At 44.1% G+C, this 18803-nt stretch carries 21 protein-coding genes and 1 pseudogene; 15 read left to right on the top strand and 7 right to left on the bottom strand.

Annotated elements, in window-relative coordinates; translation table 11 throughout:
* Positions 1 to 73: 73 nt before the first annotated feature.
* The 5 genes from FTT63_RS11465 (at position 74) to FTT63_RS11445 (ending at position 5024) form a co-directional block, all read left to right on the top strand.
* Positions 74 to 1495, top strand: a complete 1422-nt coding sequence (locus FTT63_RS11465) for an FAD-dependent oxidoreductase (RefSeq protein ID WP_180046963.1) — start codon at positions 74 to 76, stop codon at positions 1493 to 1495.
* A 242-nt stretch (positions 1496 to 1737) separates the two neighbouring features.
* Positions 1738 to 2622 carry a metal-dependent hydrolase gene (locus FTT63_RS11460; protein ID WP_180192312.1) on the top strand — a complete coding sequence of 295 codons (885 nt, stop codon included), beginning with the start codon at positions 1738 to 1740 and terminating at the stop codon, positions 2620 to 2622.
* A 166-nt stretch (positions 2623 to 2788) separates the two neighbouring features.
* Complete coding sequence (locus FTT63_RS11455; RefSeq protein WP_005180484.1) at positions 2789 to 3379, top strand: LemA family protein; 591 nt, start codon at positions 2789 to 2791, stop codon at positions 3377 to 3379.
* A gap of 26 nt (positions 3380 to 3405) precedes the next feature.
* Positions 3406 to 4470, top strand: coding sequence for a YgcG family protein (locus FTT63_RS11450; protein WP_180192311.1), 1065 nt, complete (start codon positions 3406 to 3408; stop codon positions 4468 to 4470).
* Positions 4464 to 5024 (top strand): TPM domain-containing protein, encoded by a 561-nt coding sequence (locus FTT63_RS11445; protein ID WP_104498738.1) that lies wholly within the window; start codon positions 4464 to 4466, stop codon positions 5022 to 5024. The genes FTT63_RS11450 and FTT63_RS11445 overlap by 7 nt, the downstream gene beginning before the upstream one ends.
* Positions 5025 to 5237: 213 nt before the next feature.
* On the opposite strand, the gene FTT63_RS11440 is transcribed toward FTT63_RS11445, so the two are convergent.
* Positions 5238 to 6278 (bottom strand): IS481 family transposase, encoded by a 1041-nt coding sequence (locus FTT63_RS11440; protein WP_127801735.1) that lies wholly within the window; start codon positions 6276 to 6278, stop codon positions 5238 to 5240.
* Positions 6279 to 6423: 145 nt separating this feature from the next.
* Here FTT63_RS11440 and FTT63_RS11435 point away from each other — a divergent pair, with 145 nt between their 5' ends.
* From FTT63_RS11435 to FTT63_RS11415, 5 genes are all read left to right on the top strand, one after another.
* Positions 6424 to 6936 (top strand): pilin, encoded by a 513-nt coding sequence (locus FTT63_RS11435; protein WP_180192310.1) that lies wholly within the window; start codon positions 6424 to 6426, stop codon positions 6934 to 6936.
* Between the two features lie 52 nt (positions 6937 to 6988).
* On the top strand, positions 6989 to 7399 hold the full coding sequence (locus FTT63_RS11430; protein WP_180192309.1) for a hypothetical protein: 411 nt from the start codon (positions 6989 to 6991) through the stop codon (positions 7397 to 7399).
* A gap of 99 nt (positions 7400 to 7498) precedes the next feature.
* Positions 7499 to 7984 (top strand): hypothetical protein, encoded by a 486-nt coding sequence (locus FTT63_RS11425; protein WP_160232283.1) that lies wholly within the window; start codon positions 7499 to 7501, stop codon positions 7982 to 7984.
* 11 nt (positions 7985 to 7995) lie between these two features.
* The gene (tfpZ, locus tag FTT63_RS11420) at positions 7996 to 8724 is read left to right on the top strand and encodes a TfpX/TfpZ family type IV pilin accessory protein (RefSeq protein ID WP_160232284.1); all 729 of its coding nucleotides are present in this window, start codon (positions 7996 to 7998) and stop codon (positions 8722 to 8724) included.
* A 91-nt stretch (positions 8725 to 8815) separates the two neighbouring features.
* Positions 8816 to 10456: a PglL family O-oligosaccharyltransferase gene (locus tag FTT63_RS11415; RefSeq protein ID WP_180192308.1), complete on the top strand. Its 1641-nt coding sequence runs from the start codon at positions 8816 to 8818 to the stop codon at positions 10454 to 10456.
* Positions 10457 to 10567: 111 nt separating this feature from the next.
* On the opposite strand, the gene bfr is transcribed toward FTT63_RS11415, so the two are convergent.
* The 6 genes from bfr to gmk form a co-directional block, all read right to left on the bottom strand.
* Positions 10568 to 11032, bottom strand: coding sequence for a bacterioferritin (gene bfr, locus FTT63_RS11410; RefSeq protein WP_005180468.1), 465 nt, complete (start codon positions 11030 to 11032; stop codon positions 10568 to 10570).
* 226 nt (positions 11033 to 11258) lie between these two features.
* A complete protein-coding gene (locus FTT63_RS11405; RefSeq protein ID WP_034597991.1) occupies positions 11259 to 11453 on the bottom strand; it encodes a bacterioferritin-associated ferredoxin in 195 nt (64 codons plus the stop codon).
* Positions 11454 to 11607: 154 nt separating this feature from the next.
* Positions 11608 to 11991: a RidA family protein gene (locus FTT63_RS11400; RefSeq protein ID WP_005180461.1), complete on the bottom strand. Its 384-nt coding sequence runs from the start codon at positions 11989 to 11991 to the stop codon at positions 11608 to 11610.
* Positions 11992 to 12061: 70 nt separating this feature from the next.
* Positions 12062 to 14161 (bottom strand): bifunctional (p)ppGpp synthetase/guanosine-3',5'-bis(diphosphate) 3'-pyrophosphohydrolase, encoded by a 2100-nt coding sequence (locus FTT63_RS11395; RefSeq protein WP_104498093.1) that lies wholly within the window; start codon positions 14159 to 14161, stop codon positions 12062 to 12064.
* 223 nt (positions 14162 to 14384) lie between these two features.
* Entirely contained in the window at positions 14385 to 14666 is a 282-nt protein-coding gene (rpoZ, locus tag FTT63_RS11390) for a DNA-directed RNA polymerase subunit omega (RefSeq protein ID WP_005013174.1), read from the bottom strand.
* A 76-nt stretch (positions 14667 to 14742) separates the two neighbouring features.
* Positions 14743 to 15366 (bottom strand): guanylate kinase, encoded by a 624-nt coding sequence (gene gmk, locus FTT63_RS11385; RefSeq protein ID WP_045795273.1) that lies wholly within the window; start codon positions 15364 to 15366, stop codon positions 14743 to 14745.
* A gap of 134 nt (positions 15367 to 15500) precedes the next feature.
* On the opposite strand from gmk, the gene ispH reads away from it, so the two are divergent.
* The 5 genes and pseudogenes from ispH to FTT63_RS11360 all read left to right on the top strand — a co-directional run.
* Positions 15501 to 16451: a 4-hydroxy-3-methylbut-2-enyl diphosphate reductase gene (ispH, locus tag FTT63_RS11380; protein WP_168370760.1), complete on the top strand. Its 951-nt coding sequence runs from the start codon at positions 15501 to 15503 to the stop codon at positions 16449 to 16451.
* 166 nt (positions 16452 to 16617) lie between these two features.
* The gene (locus tag FTT63_RS15885) at positions 16618 to 17058 is read left to right on the top strand and encodes a Tfp pilus assembly protein FimT/FimU (protein ID WP_180192307.1); all 441 of its coding nucleotides are present in this window, start codon (positions 16618 to 16620) and stop codon (positions 17056 to 17058) included.
* Positions 17055 to 17570: a type IV pilus modification protein PilV gene (gene pilV / locus FTT63_RS11370; RefSeq protein WP_104489445.1), complete on the top strand. Its 516-nt coding sequence runs from the start codon at positions 17055 to 17057 to the stop codon at positions 17568 to 17570. Before FTT63_RS15885 ends, pilV begins: the two co-directional genes overlap by 4 nt.
* Positions 17571 to 18503: a PilW family protein gene (locus FTT63_RS11365; protein WP_104489446.1), complete on the top strand. Its 933-nt coding sequence runs from the start codon at positions 17571 to 17573 to the stop codon at positions 18501 to 18503.
* Positions 18500 to 18679: pseudogene (locus tag FTT63_RS11360) on the top strand (pilus assembly protein PilX); the annotation flags it as partial. The gene FTT63_RS11365 and the pseudogene FTT63_RS11360, both read left to right, overlap by 4 nt.
* Between the last annotated feature and the right edge of the window lie 124 nt (positions 18680 to 18803).

Raw genomic sequence — 18803 nt, 5'->3', positions numbered from 1 at the left:
TTCCACGACTGCAGAAATGAAGCCAGATGCAAGGCAACTGTGAATCCCTTGCATCTAGCCACGGAGTAAAGACATGGCAGAACGCCTAAGTAATGACTTTCAATTCCTGGATGTTGCACGCCAAGACCCAGAGAAAAAAGAGATTGACGTCCGCAAATCTGAGTTTGTGGAAATTTATAAGCCATTTACCGCAGAAGTGGCGACCAACCAGACCCATCGCTGTTTAGGCTGTGGTAACCCGTATTGTGAATGGAAATGTCCGGTACATAACTACATTCCAAACTGGTTAAAACTGGTTTCAGAAGGCCGTATTTTCCAGGCAGCAGAACTGTGCCATCAGACCAATACCTTGCCAGAAGTCTGTGGCCGCGTTTGTCCGCAAGACCGTTTGTGTGAAGGTGCCTGTACCTTAAATGATGGCTTTGGTGCCGTGACCATCGGCAATGCAGAAAAATACATCAATGACACTGCATTTGCGCTGGGCTGGCGTCCAGACATGTCGCATGTCAAATGGACCGATAAAAAAGTCGCGATTATTGGTGCGGGCCCGGCAGGTCTGGGTTGTGCTGATATTCTGGTGCGTAACGGTGTAAAACCGGTGGTGTTTGATAAACGTCCGGAAATTGGTGGTCTGCTGACTTTTGGTATTCCAGAATTCAAGATGGAAAAAGACGTAATGAAACGCCGCCGTGAAATTTTCACCGGTATGGGCGTAGAATTCCGTTTAAATACCGAAATTGGTACAGATGTCACCATTGACCAGTTACTGGCAGATTACGATGCCGTATTCATGGGCATGGGTACTTATACCTATATGAAAGGTGGTTTTGCCGGTGAAGACTTAGATGGTGTGTATGATGCGCTGGACTTCCTGATTGCCAACGTCAACCGTTGTCAGGGTTGGGAAAAAGATCCATCGGAATACATCTCAGTCGAAGGCAAAAAAGTGATTGTCCTGGGTGGTGGTGATACCGCGATGGACTGTAACCGTACTTCAATCCGTCAGGGTGCCGAGTCGGTGACCTGTGCCTATCGTCGTGATGAAGCCAACATGCCGGGTTCACGTCGTGAAGTGACCAATGCGCGTGAAGAAGGGGTTGAATTCCAGTTTAACCGTCAGCCAATTGAAATTGTGGGTGAAAATGGCAAAGTTACTGGAGTAAAAGTGGTGACCACGCAACTGGGTGAACCAGACAGCCGTGGCCGTCGTAGTCCAGAGCCAATTCCGGGTTCAGAAGAAATTCTGCCGGCAGATGCGGTGCTGTTGGCCTTTGGTTTCCGTACCAGCCCAGCCAACTGGTTTGCCGATGTGAACATCAACCTGGATGGTTCAGGTCGTGTGGTGGCTGCAGAACAGCAGGAATTTAAATTCCAGACTTCAAACCCGAAAATTTTCGCCGGCGGTGATATGGTGCGTGGCTCTGATTTAGTCGTGACTGCAATCTGGGAAGGCCGTCAGGCAGCAGAAGGCATTCTGGACTATCTGGATGTCTGATTTACGCTGAATTCATTCAAGAAGCCCGCTTTTAGAGCGGGTTTTTTTTAATCACTTTGGTTTTAGAATCGGTAGGTGAAGATGAAAAAGAGACAAGGGCTGCTAGCAAATTCGCTGTAAACACACTTTATGCAACAGGTCATTTTGAAGTTTTTTGCAAATTGAATCGGTCTTTTTGCCATAGGGGAAAAGTGATTTTGTTCACATACTGAGCGTCTCCAAAACAAGAAAGGTCAGTAACCATGACGCAAGTGACGGCAGAAAAATCCTATCTTCATCGTCCGAAAGCTATTGGGATCACGGTTCGCCGGCTCAAATTTAATCCTCATGCCATCCGCCGGCATTATTTTGCCAATTCGCCGGTGATGTCGCATCTGCTTACCGCCTTATCTTCCACTTTTCCCATTGGTGAGCAGTTTTTTGTGCATAGCGTGCGTAATGTACGCGATCGGGTTCAGGATCCGCAGTTGCAGGCACAAATTGCTGCATTTATTGGGCAAGAGGCGATGCATTCCAAGGCACATCGTGAATTTAACAACGCCTGGCGCCGTGATGATTATCAGCTGGATCGTTTTCAGGCCTGGCTGGCGCGTAAAGATCATCATGTCAAAAGTCTGCCACCCAAAGTGCAACTGGCGATTACCTGTGCCTTTGAACATTTTACTGCGCTACTGAGCGGCTATATCCTGCGTCATCCGGAAGTGTTGAGTACGCTGGATGATGATGCGGCCAAGCTGTGGATCTGGCATGCGATTGAAGAAATTGAGCATCGGGCGGTGGCGTTTGAGGTATATCAGCATGTGTATGCCGATCATCGCCTGCGCCGTATGATCATGCGCAGTGTGACTGCCGGTTTTGCCAGTCTGACTTTTTATAGCGCCTCACAGCTATTTTTACAGGACAAGAAAAACAGTATGCCGAAAATCGGCGGTAATCTGTTTGGTTTGTATTTGCTGGTGAAAATGCTGCTGCAGTTATTGCCGGAATATCTGTCCTATTACCGGAAAGATTTTCATCCGGCCAAAATCAATTACAGTCGCAGTCTTAGATACTGGAAGCAGTGCATGGCAACGCAGTATCAGGTTGAAGGTTTCCAGCAGGAACAACAGCCACAATTACTCAGTTAATTCAAACAGATGTTAAACCGCTAATCAAAACCGGACTTCTTTACTCGTCCGGTTTTTTCATGTGCATGTGTTTGCCAAGTGATAAATAAAATTAACAAAACTGGGCTAAAATACCGTTAGAATCAAATTATTGAACAAATACAAATAAATAATTAGAGGATAAGGCATGAACTTGATGAAAAAAACACTGCTGATGCTGGCGCTCAGCAGCAGCTTGACCCTGAGTGGCTGTGGCTATAACACCTTACAGGTCAAAGATGAAGCTGTGACGGCGGCCTGGTCGGAAGTACAAAACCAGTATCAGCGCCGTGCCGATCTGGTGCCGAACCTGGTCAATGTGGTGAAAGGCTATGCCGCACATGAAGAGCAGGTACTGACTGAAGTGACTCAGGCACGTGCCAATGTGGCCGGCTTAAAAGTCGATCAGGCGGTGCTTGAAGATCCGGCTCTGTTCCAGCGCTATCAGGAAGCGCAAGCGCAAATGACCGGGGCGTTATCGCGTTTAATTGCGGTATCAGAAAATTATCCGGATTTAAAAGCCAATCAGCAGTTCCGGGATTTGCAGGTACAGCTTGAAGGCACCGAAAACCGTATTGCCGTGGCGCGTAACCGTTATATCACCACGGTGCAGGACTTTAATGCCTATTCACGCCAGTTCCCGCAGGTGATGACTGCAAAAGTGATTGGTATGGACACCAAGCCAAACTTTAGTGCCGATCAAAACGCACAAACTGCACCAACCGTGTCGTTTGAATAATCCCACGCCCCAAGGAGCCGCGGATCATGCCTGATTCAATTACTGCTCTCATCCGGTGGATACTGCACAGCCTGCTGTTGTGCTGTGCACTATTGCTCAGTTCACTCAGTCTGGCAGATACCGCTGCTACCGGCTCAGCAGATGACTTGGCAGCAGCACGCATCATTCAGGAACAGCAACGTGCGGCCAATGCTCGTCATCAGAGTCAGGCAGCCTCTGCATCTGAGGCAAGTGTTGAACAACCGGTGATTGCCAATGATATGGCAGAAGGTGAGTCCATCCGCGGTTTGCCGACTTTAAATGAACCGGTGATTGATCAGGCCAGTTTGCTGAGTGCAGCGCAGAAACAGGCGATTAGCCAGCGGATTTTAGCGCTGCATCAGCAGGGTAAAGCGCAAATTGGGGTGGTGATTGTGCCGACCACCGGTCAGGAAGATATTTTTGATTTCGCCATACGCATTGCAGAACGCTGGCAATTAGGCTCGGCCAAATATGACAATGGCTTGTTAATGGCAATTGCAGTGAATGATCGCCGTATTCAGATTTTAACCGGTTATGGTCTGGAAGGGGTATTACCCGATATTGTGCTGGGCCGGATTATTAATAACCAGATCACCCCATATTTTAAACAGGCACAATATGCCAGCGGCATTGAAGCCGGTCTGGCCGAAATTGAACGTATTCTGAATCTGGACCCGGAAGTGGCGGCCAATGCGGCTAAAGAGCTGCAGGAACGCCAGCAACAGGCATTACGTGAGCAGCAGGCACGGGAAAAAACTTTTAATACGGTGATTTTTATTTTAATTGCCGGGGTGATTGGCTCTTATATTGTCGGTAAACGTCTCAGCGCTTCAACCGCTGCGGTGGCGGCTACGGTGGCGGGGCTGGTCAATGGTGTGGGCATATTCACCAGTTTATTAATGGGACTTGGGATTTTCTTTTTACTCATTACCGCACTCGCCCAAGCGATTTTTCATATTTTCCTGGCCTCGGCTGGTCGTAGCGGTGGAGGCGGCGGCTTTGGTGGTGGCGGTGGATATAGCGGCGGAGGCGGCGGCTTCGGCGGGGGAGGGGCATCAGGATCATGGTAACCACAACAGATACAACCGAAATTATTACCCAGCCGAAAACTCAGGAGCTGAGTCAACCCAGTTTAAAGCGCTGGTTTAAGCACTTTTTCTACATGCCAGCCACCAAGCGCTTTTTTAACCAACAGGACCAGTATGCAATTGCGCAAGCGGTTACAGAAGCCGAGCATGGTCATATTGGCGAAATTCAGGTCGTCATTGAAGGTTGTCTGCCTTCGCGTTTGGCTTATTATCAGGATACGCGTACCCGCGCACGACAACTGTTTGCTGAGCTGGGTGTCTGGGATACGGAATATAACAGTGGCGTACTGCTTTATTTAAACCTGTGTGAGCGTAAAGTCGAGATTGTGATTGATCGGGGCATTAAGCATGCCACTGAGCAGCAGGTCTGGGATGAGATTTGCCAAAAAATGGTGTATGGCCTAGCGCAAAGAGAGTATCAGCAGGCAGTGATCTTGGGGGTAAAAGAAATTGGCATGATTCTGGATGGTTTTTATGACCAAAAAATTCAGGATGAAGCCAATGAGCTGGGGAATAAACCAATTATTCTTGGTTAATGTTGTAAATATGTGACACTAAACGTCACTTTTTTACATAAAAACACATAGAAAAAAGAAAGTGAAAATTTTTTATCCATAAATAGCTGTTTTTTCTTTAAATATATTTATAATAAAAGTTGGCACATATAGTGCTATATACAAAATAGCTTATAAAGTGTACTAGCTCAAACCTGATCTGACAGTTACCCATTTTTTATTGTGCCTGTCAGGTTAAATTTGAGCTAAATTCTTCTCAGCCCAAATCCGTTTTCCATCAAGTAAAGTTTCAAGTGGTGTACGACCACAGCACATTTTTCCTTGATGAGTCCGTTCAGTATTATAGAATTTCAGCCAATCGTCTAGATCAACTTGTAATTCTTCCAATGAGCTATAAAGCTTCTTCCTAAACGTAATTTGATAGAACTCCTGCAAAATCGTCTTATGGAAACGCTCACATATACCATTTGTTTGCGGGGAAGCTGCTTTTGTCTTCGTGTGATCAATATCATTGACTGCTAGATATAACTCATAGTCATGTTGTTCTACCTTACCGCAATACTCAGTACCTCTGTCTGTGAGGATGCGAAGCATTGGTAAGTCCTGAGATTGATAGAATGGCAACACACGATCATTGAGTAAATCAGCCGCTGTAATCGGTGTTTTTGTTGTATAAAGCTTGCAATGAACGACCTTGCTATAAGTGTCGATGAATGTTTGTTGGTAGATTCGTCCAACACCTTTGAGATTCCCGACATAAAAGGTGTCTTGCGCGCCTAAATAGCCTGGATGAGCTGTTTCGATTTCACCACAAGCAACGTCATCCTCATGCTTACGTTCAAGTGCCGCAATCTGGTGATCATTTAATTCAATACCATCCTGTGCCACTTTAGCCTCAAGTGCTTTTAAACGCTTCTTAAAGTTTTCTAAATCATGACGAAGCCAAATAGAGCGAACGCCACTCCCTGAAACGAATACCCCCTTCTTGCGTAATTCATTACTAGTACGGTGCTGACCATATGCAGGATATTGAATTGCGAAATCAATAACAGCCTGTTCAGTAGCATCATCTACTCGGTTTTTTAAATTTGGTACTCGACGGGATTTATTGATCAGTGCGTCAATATCACCAGACTTCACTAACTCTTGATAGCGATAAAATGTATCTCTTGAAACACCCATCACTTTGCATGCTCTGGACACATTCTGAAGCTCTTCAGCTAAATTGAGCAGACCTACTTTGTGTTTAATGATTTGATTGTTAGTATGCAACATAAGAAAGTTACCTTTGTTTGATTAAGATTTCGATACCTTTATCAAAACGGGTAACTTTCTCTTTTTCAAGAAGAATGTACGATCAAGTCTGAACTAATACATATAAAGCTTATAAAAAATTAACAAAACATTTGTGGAGAATGTTATGAAAACTGTTCAAAAGGGTTTCACCCTAATCGAATTAATGATTGTTGTTGCGATCATTGGTATTTTGGCTGCAATTGCGATTCCGCAATACCAAAACTACATCGCTAAATCACAAGTTAGCCGTGTAATGTCTGAAACTGGCGCACTTAAAACTGTGATCGAGACTTGCGTACTTGAAGGTAAAACAGCTCAGGACGCATGTGACCTAGGTTGGACAGCAAGTAACTTATTGGCTTCAGCTGCTACAGGCAATACACAAGAAACTGGTCAAGATGGTCTAACTGTAGTCATCGCTACTGATGGTTCAGCAGATGTTGAAGCAACATTTGGTAATGCTGCTGCAACTTTAGCGAGTAAAAAATTAAATTGGAAACGTACTGATGCTGGTGTTTGGGCGTGTACAACTAACGTAGATTCGAAATACCGTCCAGCAGGCTGTGGTGAACCAGGTTCAGCACCACAAAGTTCTGGTTCTGATTCTAATTCTAATTCTGATCCTAACTTGCAATAATTATTTGATATTAATCCTATGATGGTTGTATCGCCAAAAAGAGGACAAGTCATTGTCCTCTTTTTTTATGTGGGGAAATATGTTCGCTTTTTTTGAAAATTATTCTTATAAAAAACTCACGCTTATTTTATTGGTGGTTTTATATTTACCCTTTATTTTATGGGGTGGGTATTTTATTGATGATATTCGCCGTGCCTACTTAGGGCAATATGCATGGTCAACTGATTATCGCCCAATAATAGATTGGCTGTACTATCTATTGGGACAAGGGGTAGATTTTGTCGATATTTACCCACTAGGATATCTGCTGCAAATTCTGCTGCTGTATTTATTTATTCCCTTTGCTGCACAGCGCTATTTAGAAAAATTACAATTAGACCCCGCACAGCGTAATTATGTGGTCTTGGCATGGTTTTTTGTCTTTTGTAATCCTTTCTTTTTACAGAATTTATATTTTCGTTAGGCTTTGTTGCACAAAGATTTCATAACTATATGATTTTAAAGGTTTTGATTATTTTTTGATCCAAAATTAAATTTATTTAAATCAGATGCTTACATATTTATGCAACAAAGCCCTTATGAGATGAAATTTGTCGACAATGATTTCTTAGCCGATGAAATCCAATATGATTATCGTCATGAAGATTTTTATAGCGATTTTTGGCGTACAAAGTTTGATTTTAAAGACTCGTTGTCTGCGGTGGGTGGGTTATCGGGTTCAGCCTCTCAATTAGCAAAACTGACCAAACACATTTTGGTACAGCAACAGGGCAATATTTTGCAGCAGGGTAAAACCCCTTGTGCAAATCATCTTTGGGGTGGCTGCTATGGCTATGCGATGGATCCGTATCAAGCCACAGGGCAAAATTTTACCATTTACAATCGCCCTGGTCATTTTCCCGGTGTGGAAACCGACTTATTTATTGATGATCAGGGGGGCATTTTTGTGAGCTTAAGGGGCGCTTCTGTGCAACATTACGACAGCTTAACCGAGTATAGACGCATAATTTATGACGCTTTGCTTCAACACTATCAATTGAAAAAATAATGAGATGAATGATGTCGAAACGCATTAAATTCTTTCTTGGGCATTTGCTGATTTCAGTGGTCATTGCTTTATTTGCAACGTATTTGATTTTTGGGGTGTGGTATCCAAAGCCTTTAGATACAGCGCTTGGGGTCAGTTTTATATTTCTGATGATGATCGCCATTGATGTGATTGTCGGACCATTTCTTGGCTTGCTGGTCTATAAAGAAGGCAAGAAAACCTTAAAAATGGACTTAGGCGTGATTATTGCTGTGCAGGTACTGGCTTTTGGTTATGGTATGTATAACCTGATGCAAGCCCGTCCGGTATGGTTGGTACAAACAGGGCATGTCTTTGAATTGGTGCGTCATAGTGACCTTGTGGTTCAAGACAATGCGCATCCTGACTATAACAGCTATACCACATGGACGGGGCCAAAAGCAGTGGCAATTGATTATGGTAAAACCTATAAAGAAAAAGGCGATTGGCTCATGAAAGATATGGCGGATGTGCCTGCTGCCTTTAGACCTTCACGGTTTACCTCTTTGCAACAAGCCAAACTCGATCTACAAGACAATCAGCAAAGTATCGACACATTGGTTCAGTTTAATGATACTGCTGCTGTAGAGCAGATCAAAGCCAAATACCCACAAGTAGATGCATGGTTGCCTTTGCGTGGTGGAGATATGGATATGGTAGTGTTGATTAATAGCCATGTGCCAGACGTCGTTGCTATTGTCGACCTCCGCCCTTGGCACTAACGCAAAATAGAACAATAATTTCACCAAGCAGCTGATTCCCTCAGCTGCTTTTTTGATTATCATAGCTCATCTTTTTTTCAACTCTTGCAGCATGAAATTCTTCCTCTTGCTTCTAGCCGGTATCTTCATCTCCCTCGCCTGGCTCCTTCCCATCCATTACCGTCCTTGGGTCACCTATACCGGCGAGCTATATGCTTTTTTTGCGCTGTTCGCTTTGGCTGCTATTTTCCTAAAAGAAAAACTGACTCTTCCAAAAATAAGCCTGCCTTTGCTGGCCTTAACCGTTATCCCATTCATTCAATGGGCTTGTGGTTTGCTATTCTTTTTTGATAAAGCCCTATTTAGCACCCTATATATCTTTGGTTTTTGGCTGGCGATTGTATTGGGCTATAACCTGACCGTAGATAGCGCGCAGCGAGAAAAAATATTTACAGGTTTAAGTTTTGTCTTTTTAGGTGTCGGCTCCATAACTGGTCTCATGGCCATTTGCCAATGGCTCACCATCGACCAGTATTTCCCGTTTATGGTGGATATCCGTACCGGCCAGCGTCCTTATGCCAACTTCGCTCAGCCGAATAATATGGCAACCTTTCTGGTCATGTCCTTAATGGCCTGTTTATACCTGTATGAAAAACAGAAACTGAAAACAGCACTTTTGGTTGCAACTGGTTTGGTCATCTTAAGCGGGGTGGTGCTGAGTCAATCGCGTACCTCTTGGGTCGCCTCGCTGTGTATCTTGGCCTATCTCGGCTATCAGCAATACCAAGGCTATATCCGCCTGAAATGGTGCTATAGTGCGCTCTGGTTTGCGACTTTTGTTGGTTTGATCTTTATTGCACCTGCTTTAAGTCAGCTACTCTCTCAAAGCGCAGATATAGCGGTACAGTCTCGTGATGTGGTACAGCGTGCCACGGGTGATATGTCACGGCTGGCAATCTGGGAGCAAATGCTGCATGCCATTGCCCATCAACCCTGGTTTGGCTATGGCTGGCATCAGACCAGTGTCGCATACACGACGATTAGTGAATTTTTCCAGGGACCGGTATGGATTCGTAGCGCTCACAACGTCGTGCTCGATCTGCTGCTCTGGAATGGTCTGCTGATTGGCTTGCCATTGTTGGCTTATCTGGCCTATTGGGGTTATCAACTACATCGGCAGGTGAATTCAACCATTTCGGTGATTGGCCTGTTGATGCTGGGTGCCTTCCTGATTCATGCCATGCTGGAATTTCCACAGAACTATGCTTATTTTCTGCTGCCCGCCGGTTTTATCTTGGGAATTGTACAATCACAACGTCTAGGTGCTGGCGTGAAGTTATCGCCAATATTCATGCGGGTTGGCTTTGGCGTGGGCTTAGTCCTGCTGCTGCTAATTTATCGTGATTATGAAGTAATGGTGCCAAAGCTGAATCAATCGGTGCGTTATGAAAAGACACCGGAAAAAATCACCAATCAGGATCAGATTTATCTGCTCGAGGAATTTAACCACCGCATTGCCTGGATTCGTCTGAATCCGTATAGCCAGCAAAGTCCGGAGCAGTTGCAGCAGATTCATGAGATTGTGCTGAATTATCCAACCCAGTATGACCTGCTTAAATATGCCCGAGTGCTGGCCTTTAATGGCTATGAATCCGAAGCCAAACAGCAGCTGGAGCTGTTAAAGATCGTGCGAAAGGTCGAGGTGGATTATGATAGCTTGCTGGATGGGGCAGAAATCAGACCAGAACCATAAATCATCTGCTGATTTTTAAGGCTGCTGTTTGGGATTTGAAGCACATTGCTCAATCCATAAAAAAGACCGGAACTCCGGTCTTTTTTATGCAGTTAATCTTTTTAATTGAGCTTAGAGCTGGCTCTGAATATAGTTTTCAATACCGACAGATTCAGTTAAATCCAGTTGCGTGGTCGCCCAGTCCAGATATTCTTCTTCTTTTTCCAGGATTTCCTGAACCAGATCACGGGTCACATAATCCATTTCCTGTTCAGCCAAAACGACGGCTTTCTGAATGGCTTCAATATTTTCTTTGACTTTACGGACATCACAGTTCAGCACTTCAACCGTGTGCTGACCAATATACAGTTTGCCCAGATGTTGCAGATTTGGCAGACCTTCTAGAAATAAAATCCGCTCGATAATTTTATCGGCATGTTTCATCTGACGAATTGATTCTTTATATTCCGCCGAACCGAGTTGCTCAATGCCCCAGTCATTAAACATGCGCGAATGTAAAAAATATTGGTTAATAGCGGTTAAATGATGATACAGCACCTGATTCAGTTGATTAATCACCTCACGATTGCCTTTCATTGCACTACTCCATCTCACAATTTCTGCCCTAAACAGTTTTAAGGCAATCTAGAGCTTTATCTTAAACAAGATGATGGAGGATGGCGAGTAATTTATTGAACAGCAAATGAAAATCGTCATCAATGCGATTCGGCAGCAATGCCCGGTCAGGCAATAAAAACCCGCCTGAGTCAGAAGCGGGGGAGGAGAGTCGGCCCACGGACCGAAGGATTTATTCTTATTGGAATTAGGCAGCAACTGCGAGACGGCCGGCAAGTTCGGCCACTTCATCGCTAATAATGGCACGTGCTTCAGGGGCACAGCGGCCACAGCAGGTTCCCAGATCGAGCAGGTCACGAATTTCGCGATAGCTTTCAGCACCATTCGCTACGGCGTCTTTAATGTCTTGATCTGTAATACCACGGCACAAGCAAACGTACATTGATACAACCATGAAGAATTAAATAAGATAAGTGTTATTATTGATAATTATTATCGTTTGTCAATAAAAATCATTTGAAAATTCATTTGTTGTGATTGGGTTTTTGAATAAAAAAATACCATCTTATCGATGGTATCTTTTTTGTACAGCTAAGTTATTGATTAATAATTACCACGCCATCCATTTCAACCAGTGCACCTTTGGGTAGGCTGGCCACACCTAAAGCGGCACGTGCAGGATATGGCTGGGCAAAATATTCACCCATAATCTGGTTCACCAACTGGAAATTGGATAAATCGGTCAGGTAGATATTGAGTTTGGCAATATCAGCCAGCGTGCCACCTGCGGCTTCACAGACGGCTTTCAGGTTGTCAAAAACACGGCGGATTTGCGCTTCAATGCCTTCAACCAGTTCCATGCTGTAAGGATCAAGGCCAATCTGTCCTGACAGGTACACGGTATTGCCAACTAAAATGGCTTGAGAATATGTACCAATGGCAGCAGGCGCATTTTCAGTATGGATCACTTGGCGGGACATCGATTTCTCCTTTTATAAGTATGGACAGCATAAACGATAGCCGGGCAGGCTCAGGCCTATCGTATCATGATTAACAGGCTTTGGATGTTTCGGCAATATTGGGTGGCAGTTCCAGACGGATAATCCGCGGGAAACCGAAATGCATACGCAGGTCGCGAATAATCTGGGCAATCTGTTTACGGTTATTTACCACAATATTGACATAGGTCTTGGCATCGTGGCTACGGACCATTTCCACCCCGGTCTTGGCTTTACGGCATTGATAGATCAGGTCAGAAATCTGCTCATCATTCATTTCAATATCAATGCATAAATAGGCGGTGAAGCTGACGTCATCGACATCATCCGAGTTCCACTGTAGCGGCATGATATTTTCTGGATGCAGATGCTGTTCATGCAGCAGGTTATGGCAACGCGCACGATGCACAATTAAACCACGGCGGGATAAATGGCCTTGAATCGGATCACCCAGTACCGGATTACAGCAATGCGCATATTTAACATCAATGCCTTCAGTGCCCTGAATCAGACGATCCGAAACTTCCGAGCTGCTGTCCTGTGAATAAAGATGGTTGGCCACCAGTTGTGGTAACAGGTCACCGACTGCAATCTGTTCGAACAGGCGTTCTTTACTGTCGATATGACGCCATTGCAACAGGTTAATCCAGTCGTCTTCGCTTAAATCTTTAATCGAACAGTTAAACAGTTTTAAGGCACGGTTAAGGGCCTGCTCACCGACCAGACGCTGCTCGTCAATATCCTGATCACGCAGAATGTTTTGCAGGGCACGGCGTGCTTTCTGGGTGTTAATAAAGCTGAGCCAATCTGGGTTTGGGGTGGCCAGTACATCGGTAATCACTTCCACCACCTGGCCGCTGGTCAGCGGCGTAGAGAGCGGTTTGATTTCTCCATTAATTTTCGCACCGACCGCATGGTTACCGAGGAACAGGCTGGCCGAATAGGCAAAATCAACTGCGGTAGCGCCTTGCGGTAATTCATGCAGATGGCCATGCGGAGTATAAACCCAGATTTTTTCCTGATGCAGATAATCCAGCAGTTCGCTAAAGGTGGTTTTGGCACAGGCGCCATCAATCAGTACGTTCAGGTTTTGCATGGACGCCTGAATCGCCGAGCGGCAGGCTTGCGGTGCATTCTCACCAAGAACCACACCAAAACGGGCCGCTTTACGCATCAGCTCGGTTTGAATAGTTAAGGATAAGGTGGTTTCTTCACCTTTCAGGCGCAGCATCAGCGACTGGTTGCCCCCCGGTAACGGACGGCGAATATGATCGGCAAAATGCAGCACCTGAAAATGTTCACGTAAAATGTCCGCTAAGCGGTCACAGTCGGCAATGCTTTGCAGAATAATTTCAAAGGCGTGGCTGTGGGTCAACTCTTGCAGGTCGATGTCGTTTTTGACGAAATAACGGAGCAGTTCGATATTGTTATTTTTCTTTTTAATCCGGCCACTAATTTGATGATATTGCAGCAGCTCGGCCAGGTTCTTTTCCCATTTGGCCTGATATTCACAGCGTTTTGGCTTGGTTTCTAGCAGGGCAGCCTGAACATTATTGAACATATCCAGATCAAGATTCTGGTAACACAGATGCTCCAGGTTGTCGGCCATTTCATTCATGCCGACAATACGCGCCATAGGCACAAAAATATCAAAAGTTTCCTGGGCAATGCGGGCGCGTTTATCTGGGCGCAAGGCATCCAGAGTGGTCATATTGTGATAGCGGTCAGCCAGTTTAATAATGATTACACGCGGGTCTTGCAGGGTCGCTTGCAGAATTTTACGGAAGGACGCGGCTTTATTGTATTCTTTATCGCTGGAATGGCTGAGTTTGGTGACGCCATCGACCAGTTCGGCCACGGTACGGCCAAATTTTTCGGTAATATCTTCTTTGCTAAATTCGGTATCTTCAATCACATCATGCAGCAGTGCCGCCATCAGGGTTTCGGCATCCAGACGCATATGTGCCAGAATGCAGCTGACCGCAATCGGATGCAGAATATAAGGCTCGCCGCTTTTACGGGTCACGCCATCATGCGCCAGATCGGCATAGTCACAGGCCGCAAGCACGCGCTCGCTATCGCTTTCACTCAAGTAAGCGTCGATAATCATATTTAGTTGCTGTTTGGCTTGGCTGACCTCTGCGCCTGGCATATACCACCTTTAACTACAATGCTCGTAACAATCACAAAAACTGATCTTCTAATGAAAAACATATTGCATGACTTGTCAATTTTTTTCACCGAAAATATCGAAATAAAAGCTCGTTGTAATTACGAGTTCCGATGCTTATGTTATAACGGTTATTGCGCAAATATTAAAGTTCAAATAATAAAAAAGCCTAGTAAAAAACTAGGCTTTTTCAGGATGTATTTTCTTATTGGAAAGAAAAACCATCTAAATTCAAGTTATTTGCTGAAAGTGCAAGGTCAAGGCTAGAGGCTTGGTAGTCCTGATCGCGTTGTTTCAAAATGTCTTTAGAAACGTGGCCTTCTGCAATTTCACGTAAAGCAACAACGGTAGGTTTGTCGTTGTCCCACTCAACGGTAGGTTCAATTCCTTGACGTGCCAATTGACGCGCGCGTTTGCTTGCCACTAGTACAAGCTCAAAGCGGTTGTCTACATGGTCTAAACAATCTTCAACGGTGACGCGTGCCATAAGAGTTCTCGTTTGAATGGTAAATTTAAACAGACTGTGCAGTATAAGGTGCTTTGCCTGAAGACTCAAGTTTTAATCAGGGTGCTGTAGGGGTAATCAGCTTCTGGATTAGTTCCTGATGACGGTTGGCCTGCTGGCTTAACACCAGACGGTTGGCAATAATCACGGCTTCTAAATCATGCAGCGCTTTATTGAAGTCATCATTGATAATCACATAGTCAAAGTTGACATATTGCTGCATATCTTCTACCGCACAGCTTAGGCGATGTTCAATCACATCCACGGCATCGGTGCCGCGATTGGACAGGCGCTGGCGTAAGTCAAACTGGCTTGGCGGCAAAATAAAAATCTGTTTCGATTCAGGAAAAAGTTTGCGCACCTGCTGCGCACCTTGCCAGTCAATCTCCAGCAGGACATCGTGACCTTTGGCCAGTTGTTCTTTGACTGTGGCTTGGGCTGTTCCATAATAATTGCCAAAGACTTCGGCATATTCAATAAAACCGCCTTGTTGCACCAGGTCGATAAAATCCTGTTTCTGGGTGAAATGGTAATGAACGCCGTCCAGTTCGCCAGGACGTTGACCACGGGTCGTGTGGGAAACAGAAACGTGCAGATTGTTAACACGTTCAAGCAGGGCTTTAACGAGGGATGTTTTGCCTGTTCCTGAAGCGGCAGAAACGACAAACAATAGACCCGACATGATATTTTTCCTGATATGATAAAATATCTTCTCTATTTTAGAGTAGACGCCCCTTAAACAAAATAGCCAAGTTGGCTTTTGTTGGCATAAATTTTTAAACATCCCACCTATTTAACTTCAACATAGAGGGTTCTATGGAAATTGTATTGGCGAATCCACGTGGTTTTTGTGCAGGTGTAGACCGAGCAATTGCGATTGTAAATCGTGCCCTTGAGTGTTTTAACCCACCTATATATGTACGTCACGAAGTGGTACACAATAAATTTGTGGTGGACGACTTGCGTCAGCGTGGTGCAATTTTTGTAGATGAACTAGATGAAGTGCCTGACGACAACATCGTGATTTTTAGTGCGCACGGTGTATCTAAAGCAGTACAACAAGAAGCTGAGCGCCGTGGCCTGAAAGTGTTTGATGCCACCTGTCCGCTGGTGACCAAGGTGCATATTGAAGTGACCAAATATGCCCGTGAAGGGGTCGAGGCGATTTTAATTGGACATGAAGGCCATCCTGAAGTGGAAGGCACCATGGGTCAATATGACAAGAAAAATGGTGGTGAAATTTATCTGGTGGAAGATGAAGAAGATGTCGCGGCTTTAAGCGTGCGTCATCCTGAAAAAGTCGCGTTTGTTACGCAGACCACGCTGTCGATTGATGATACCGCCAAAGTGATTGATGCCTTGCGCCAGAAATTCCCGCAGATTCAGGGACCGCGTAAAGATGATATCTGTTATGCCACCCAAAACCGTCAGGATGCGGTGCGTGACTTGGCCAGTCAGTGTGATGTAGTGTTGGTAGTGGGGTCGCCAAACTCGTCGAATTCGAACCGTTTACGTGAACTGGCCGAGCGCATGGGCAAACAGGCGTATCTGGTCGATAATGCCGATCAGCTGGATCAGGCCTGGTTTAATCCTGAAACGAAAATTGGTGTGACTGCCGGCGCATCTGCTCCGGAAATTTTGATTAAACAGGTGATTCACCGTTTGCAGGACTGGGGGGCAACTGCACCTGAAGAGCTTGCCGGTCGTGAAGAGAACATTACCTTTAGTTTACCGAAAGAGTTACGTATTCCTGTAACTCAGGCTTAAACTGAGAAATAGATAACAGTCTAATTTTTCTTTTAAAAATAAGCAGATGATTGTGATATGACAGTCATCTGCTTTTTTATGCCGTTTGCCTCTATTTGTGTTGGTTTCGTAATTTCTTTAGATAATATTTTTAATGAGGTAAAGTTTTGTTGCCTTGGGGAGTGGTATGCAAAGAAGACAGAATGGATTTACATTAATTGAACTCATGGTGACGATTGCGATATTGGGGATTATTGCAACAATGGCTGCGCCTTCTTTTAATAACATGATAATGAATCAAAATTTAAAAGCGAGTACTAATTCACTGGTGCAAGAAATCAAGAAGGCGCGCGCTACAGCTATTTTAAATAAGCAATCTGTGACATTAAATTTAGATTCTACGAATAGTGATACATACAGCAGTTTAAATTGGGCCCCAAGTGGAGATGTGCGATTAAAAGACTCCTTACATACTCAATTGATATTTGATGGAAATGGTCAATTAACAACCTTTAATACATTTTCAGAAATTGAATTATGTAAAAAAAACGGGGTAACTGACTCTAAAAAAATAACATTAACTTTATTGGGGCAAGTTGAAAAAATTGAGGAAGGGACTTGTACATGAATTATAAATCTCAACAAGGTGTAGGTTTGCTGGAAGTGTTAGTTGCTTTAGTGATCCTCGCAATTGGTGCTTTGGGTTATGTCATGTTACAGGTGAGAGCACTTGAAGCAACTGCTGAAAGTTCACAACGTATTCAGGCTATTAATATTGCAAGAGATCTTGCAGAACATATACGTGCAAATCGCAATGGGTGGACAGGTTCAACCTCATATCAAACAGAACTTGCAACCACTGCGGCTCAAGCGAAGGCAGCTGCAACTCCTGATTGTGCTTCAGCGGGCTGTAACCCAGCTCAGCTAGCAGATTTTGATGTGGCTGAAATATCAAGCTATGCAACACAATATGGTATGAGTTTAGGTATGTCTGCATGTCCAGGAACCAGTAATCGACAATGTTTGTTTGTGGCTTGGGGAAATACAAAGCCAATAAATAGCACAACAGATACAGCGTCATGCACGAATGAAACATCGTATCGCGTTAATTCGACTTGCGTAATGATGGAGGTTTACTAAATGAAAAGAGTAACCGGCTTTACAATAGTAGAGTTAATGATCGCCTTAAGCTTAGGGCTATTAATTGTAGCTGCAGCACTTTTAATGATCTTTAGCGGTCAGAAAAATATAGCTTTGCAAAAAAATTCCGAAAGTTTGCAGGATGATCAAAATTTTGGTCTTGCTTACATTGCAAAAAATATACGTCAAGCAAATTTGTTTAATGAGTCAGCTGAGCTGACAGCTTCTTCACCACATGGTGGTATTGTGTTTGGTACAGCCAATCTTGATAGTTTTCTTACGGTGCGTTCTGATTTTACTACTAAATACGCAACGATTGCGGGTGCTGCTAGTAATATGCGAATCAAAACAGGGACTAACACTTTTAGTAATGCAACGAATGATCAATTAGTCATCCAATATCGTCCTGCAGAAACTGGAGGATATGACTGTGAAGGAAAACAAATTAACAGCACGAACCTATACATATTAGAACGTTATTTTGTACGAGTTGATACTAATGGCAGTGGAACAGATGAAGAACGGGCAGCATTAGCCTGTGCTTCGAGCCATTATTCTACAGATTTAGCTGTTGCAACACCTTTGGAAGGCTCTACTACAGCCACAACAGGGTTGTATGGGGGTGGTCAGATCATTATGAAACGTGTTGATCTGTTTAATGTACGATTTTTAACACAGACAGGTTCCAATTATCGTTATATGACTGTGGCTCAATATAATGCAGCAGCTCCAAAACCTAGAATCCTAGCTGTTCAGCTTGCTGTTATTGCACGTGCAGCGGATACAACCACAGAAAGCTCAGTTTCTAATACGCAAGAATTTTCTATTTTTGGGCAAACAGTGACTCAAAAGAATAATTTAACAAAACGTTATGTTCGCACTCCAATTGTACAAACAATTGCTTTAAGAAATGCATTGGGGGCACGCTCATGAAGAATAATCAAACTGGTGCAACACTTATTATTGTATTGCTTATTTTAGTTGCGATTACAGTTATTGGTAGTTTGGCTGTTCGTTCGAGTATTTTAGCTCTGAAAGTAGCCACAGTAGGACAAGCGCAACAATTAATGATACAGAATTCCGATGCAGCTTTATTTAACGTCGAAAACCGTTATTTAAAACCTACTCAAACCTACTCAATGTGGGTTTGATGTTTAATTCCTACTTCACCATCAAGAACCTAAAGCATTTGCTTTAGGGATTACCTCAATTCCATAGGCTGTCACGGTGTAA

It is taken from the genome of Acinetobacter sp. C15 (assembly GCF_013420645.1).
Taxonomy (GTDB): Bacteria; Pseudomonadota; Gammaproteobacteria; order Pseudomonadales; family Moraxellaceae; genus Acinetobacter; species Acinetobacter indicus.
This window is presented reverse-complemented; position numbering and strand designations above follow the sequence as displayed.

Coding starts and splice junctions, on each gene's coding strand:
- rpoZ (WP_005013174.1), bottom strand. CDS start 14,666: ATGGCACGCGTCACCGTTGAAGATTGTTTAGACCATGTAGACAACCGC.
- FTT63_RS11405 (WP_034597991.1), bottom strand. CDS start 11,453: ATGTACGTTTGCTTGTGCCGTGGTATTACAGATCAAGACATTAAAGAC.
- FTT63_RS15885 (WP_180192307.1), top strand. CDS start 16,618: ATGCAAAGAAGACAGAATGGATTTACATTAATTGAACTCATGGTGACG.
- FTT63_RS11460 (WP_180192312.1), top strand. CDS start 1,738: ATGACGCAAGTGACGGCAGAAAAATCCTATCTTCATCGTCCGAAAGCT.
- FTT63_RS11365 (WP_104489446.1), top strand. CDS start 17,571: ATGAAAAGAGTAACCGGCTTTACAATAGTAGAGTTAATGATCGCCTTA.
- gmk (WP_045795273.1), bottom strand. CDS start 15,366: ATGTCGGGTCTATTGTTTGTCGTTTCTGCCGCTTCAGGAACAGGCAAA.
- FTT63_RS11450 (WP_180192311.1), top strand. CDS start 3,406: ATGCCTGATTCAATTACTGCTCTCATCCGGTGGATACTGCACAGCCTG.
- tfpZ (WP_160232284.1), top strand. CDS start 7,996: ATGTCGAAACGCATTAAATTCTTTCTTGGGCATTTGCTGATTTCAGTG.
- ispH (WP_168370760.1), top strand. CDS start 15,501: ATGGAAATTGTATTGGCGAATCCACGTGGTTTTTGTGCAGGTGTAGAC.
- FTT63_RS11445 (WP_104498738.1), top strand. CDS start 4,464: ATGGTAACCACAACAGATACAACCGAAATTATTACCCAGCCGAAAACT.
- pilV (WP_104489445.1), top strand. CDS start 17,055: ATGAATTATAAATCTCAACAAGGTGTAGGTTTGCTGGAAGTGTTAGTT.
- FTT63_RS11400 (WP_005180461.1), bottom strand. CDS start 11,991: ATGTCCCGCCAAGTGATCCATACTGAAAATGCGCCTGCTGCCATTGGT.
- FTT63_RS11435 (WP_180192310.1), top strand. CDS start 6,424: ATGAAAACTGTTCAAAAGGGTTTCACCCTAATCGAATTAATGATTGTT.
- bfr (WP_005180468.1), bottom strand. CDS start 11,032: ATGAAAGGCAATCGTGAGGTGATTAATCAACTGAATCAGGTGCTGTAT.
- FTT63_RS11455 (WP_005180484.1), top strand. CDS start 2,789: ATGAACTTGATGAAAAAAACACTGCTGATGCTGGCGCTCAGCAGCAGC.
- FTT63_RS11440 (WP_127801735.1), bottom strand. CDS start 6,278: ATGTTGCATACTAACAATCAAATCATTAAACACAAAGTAGGTCTGCTC.
- FTT63_RS11415 (WP_180192308.1), top strand. CDS start 8,816: ATGAAATTCTTCCTCTTGCTTCTAGCCGGTATCTTCATCTCCCTCGCC.
- FTT63_RS11425 (WP_160232283.1), top strand. CDS start 7,499: ATGCAACAAAGCCCTTATGAGATGAAATTTGTCGACAATGATTTCTTA.
- FTT63_RS11395 (WP_104498093.1), bottom strand. CDS start 14,161: ATGCCAGGCGCAGAGGTCAGCCAAGCCAAACAGCAACTAAATATGATT.
- FTT63_RS11465 (WP_180046963.1), top strand. CDS start 74: ATGGCAGAACGCCTAAGTAATGACTTTCAATTCCTGGATGTTGCACGC.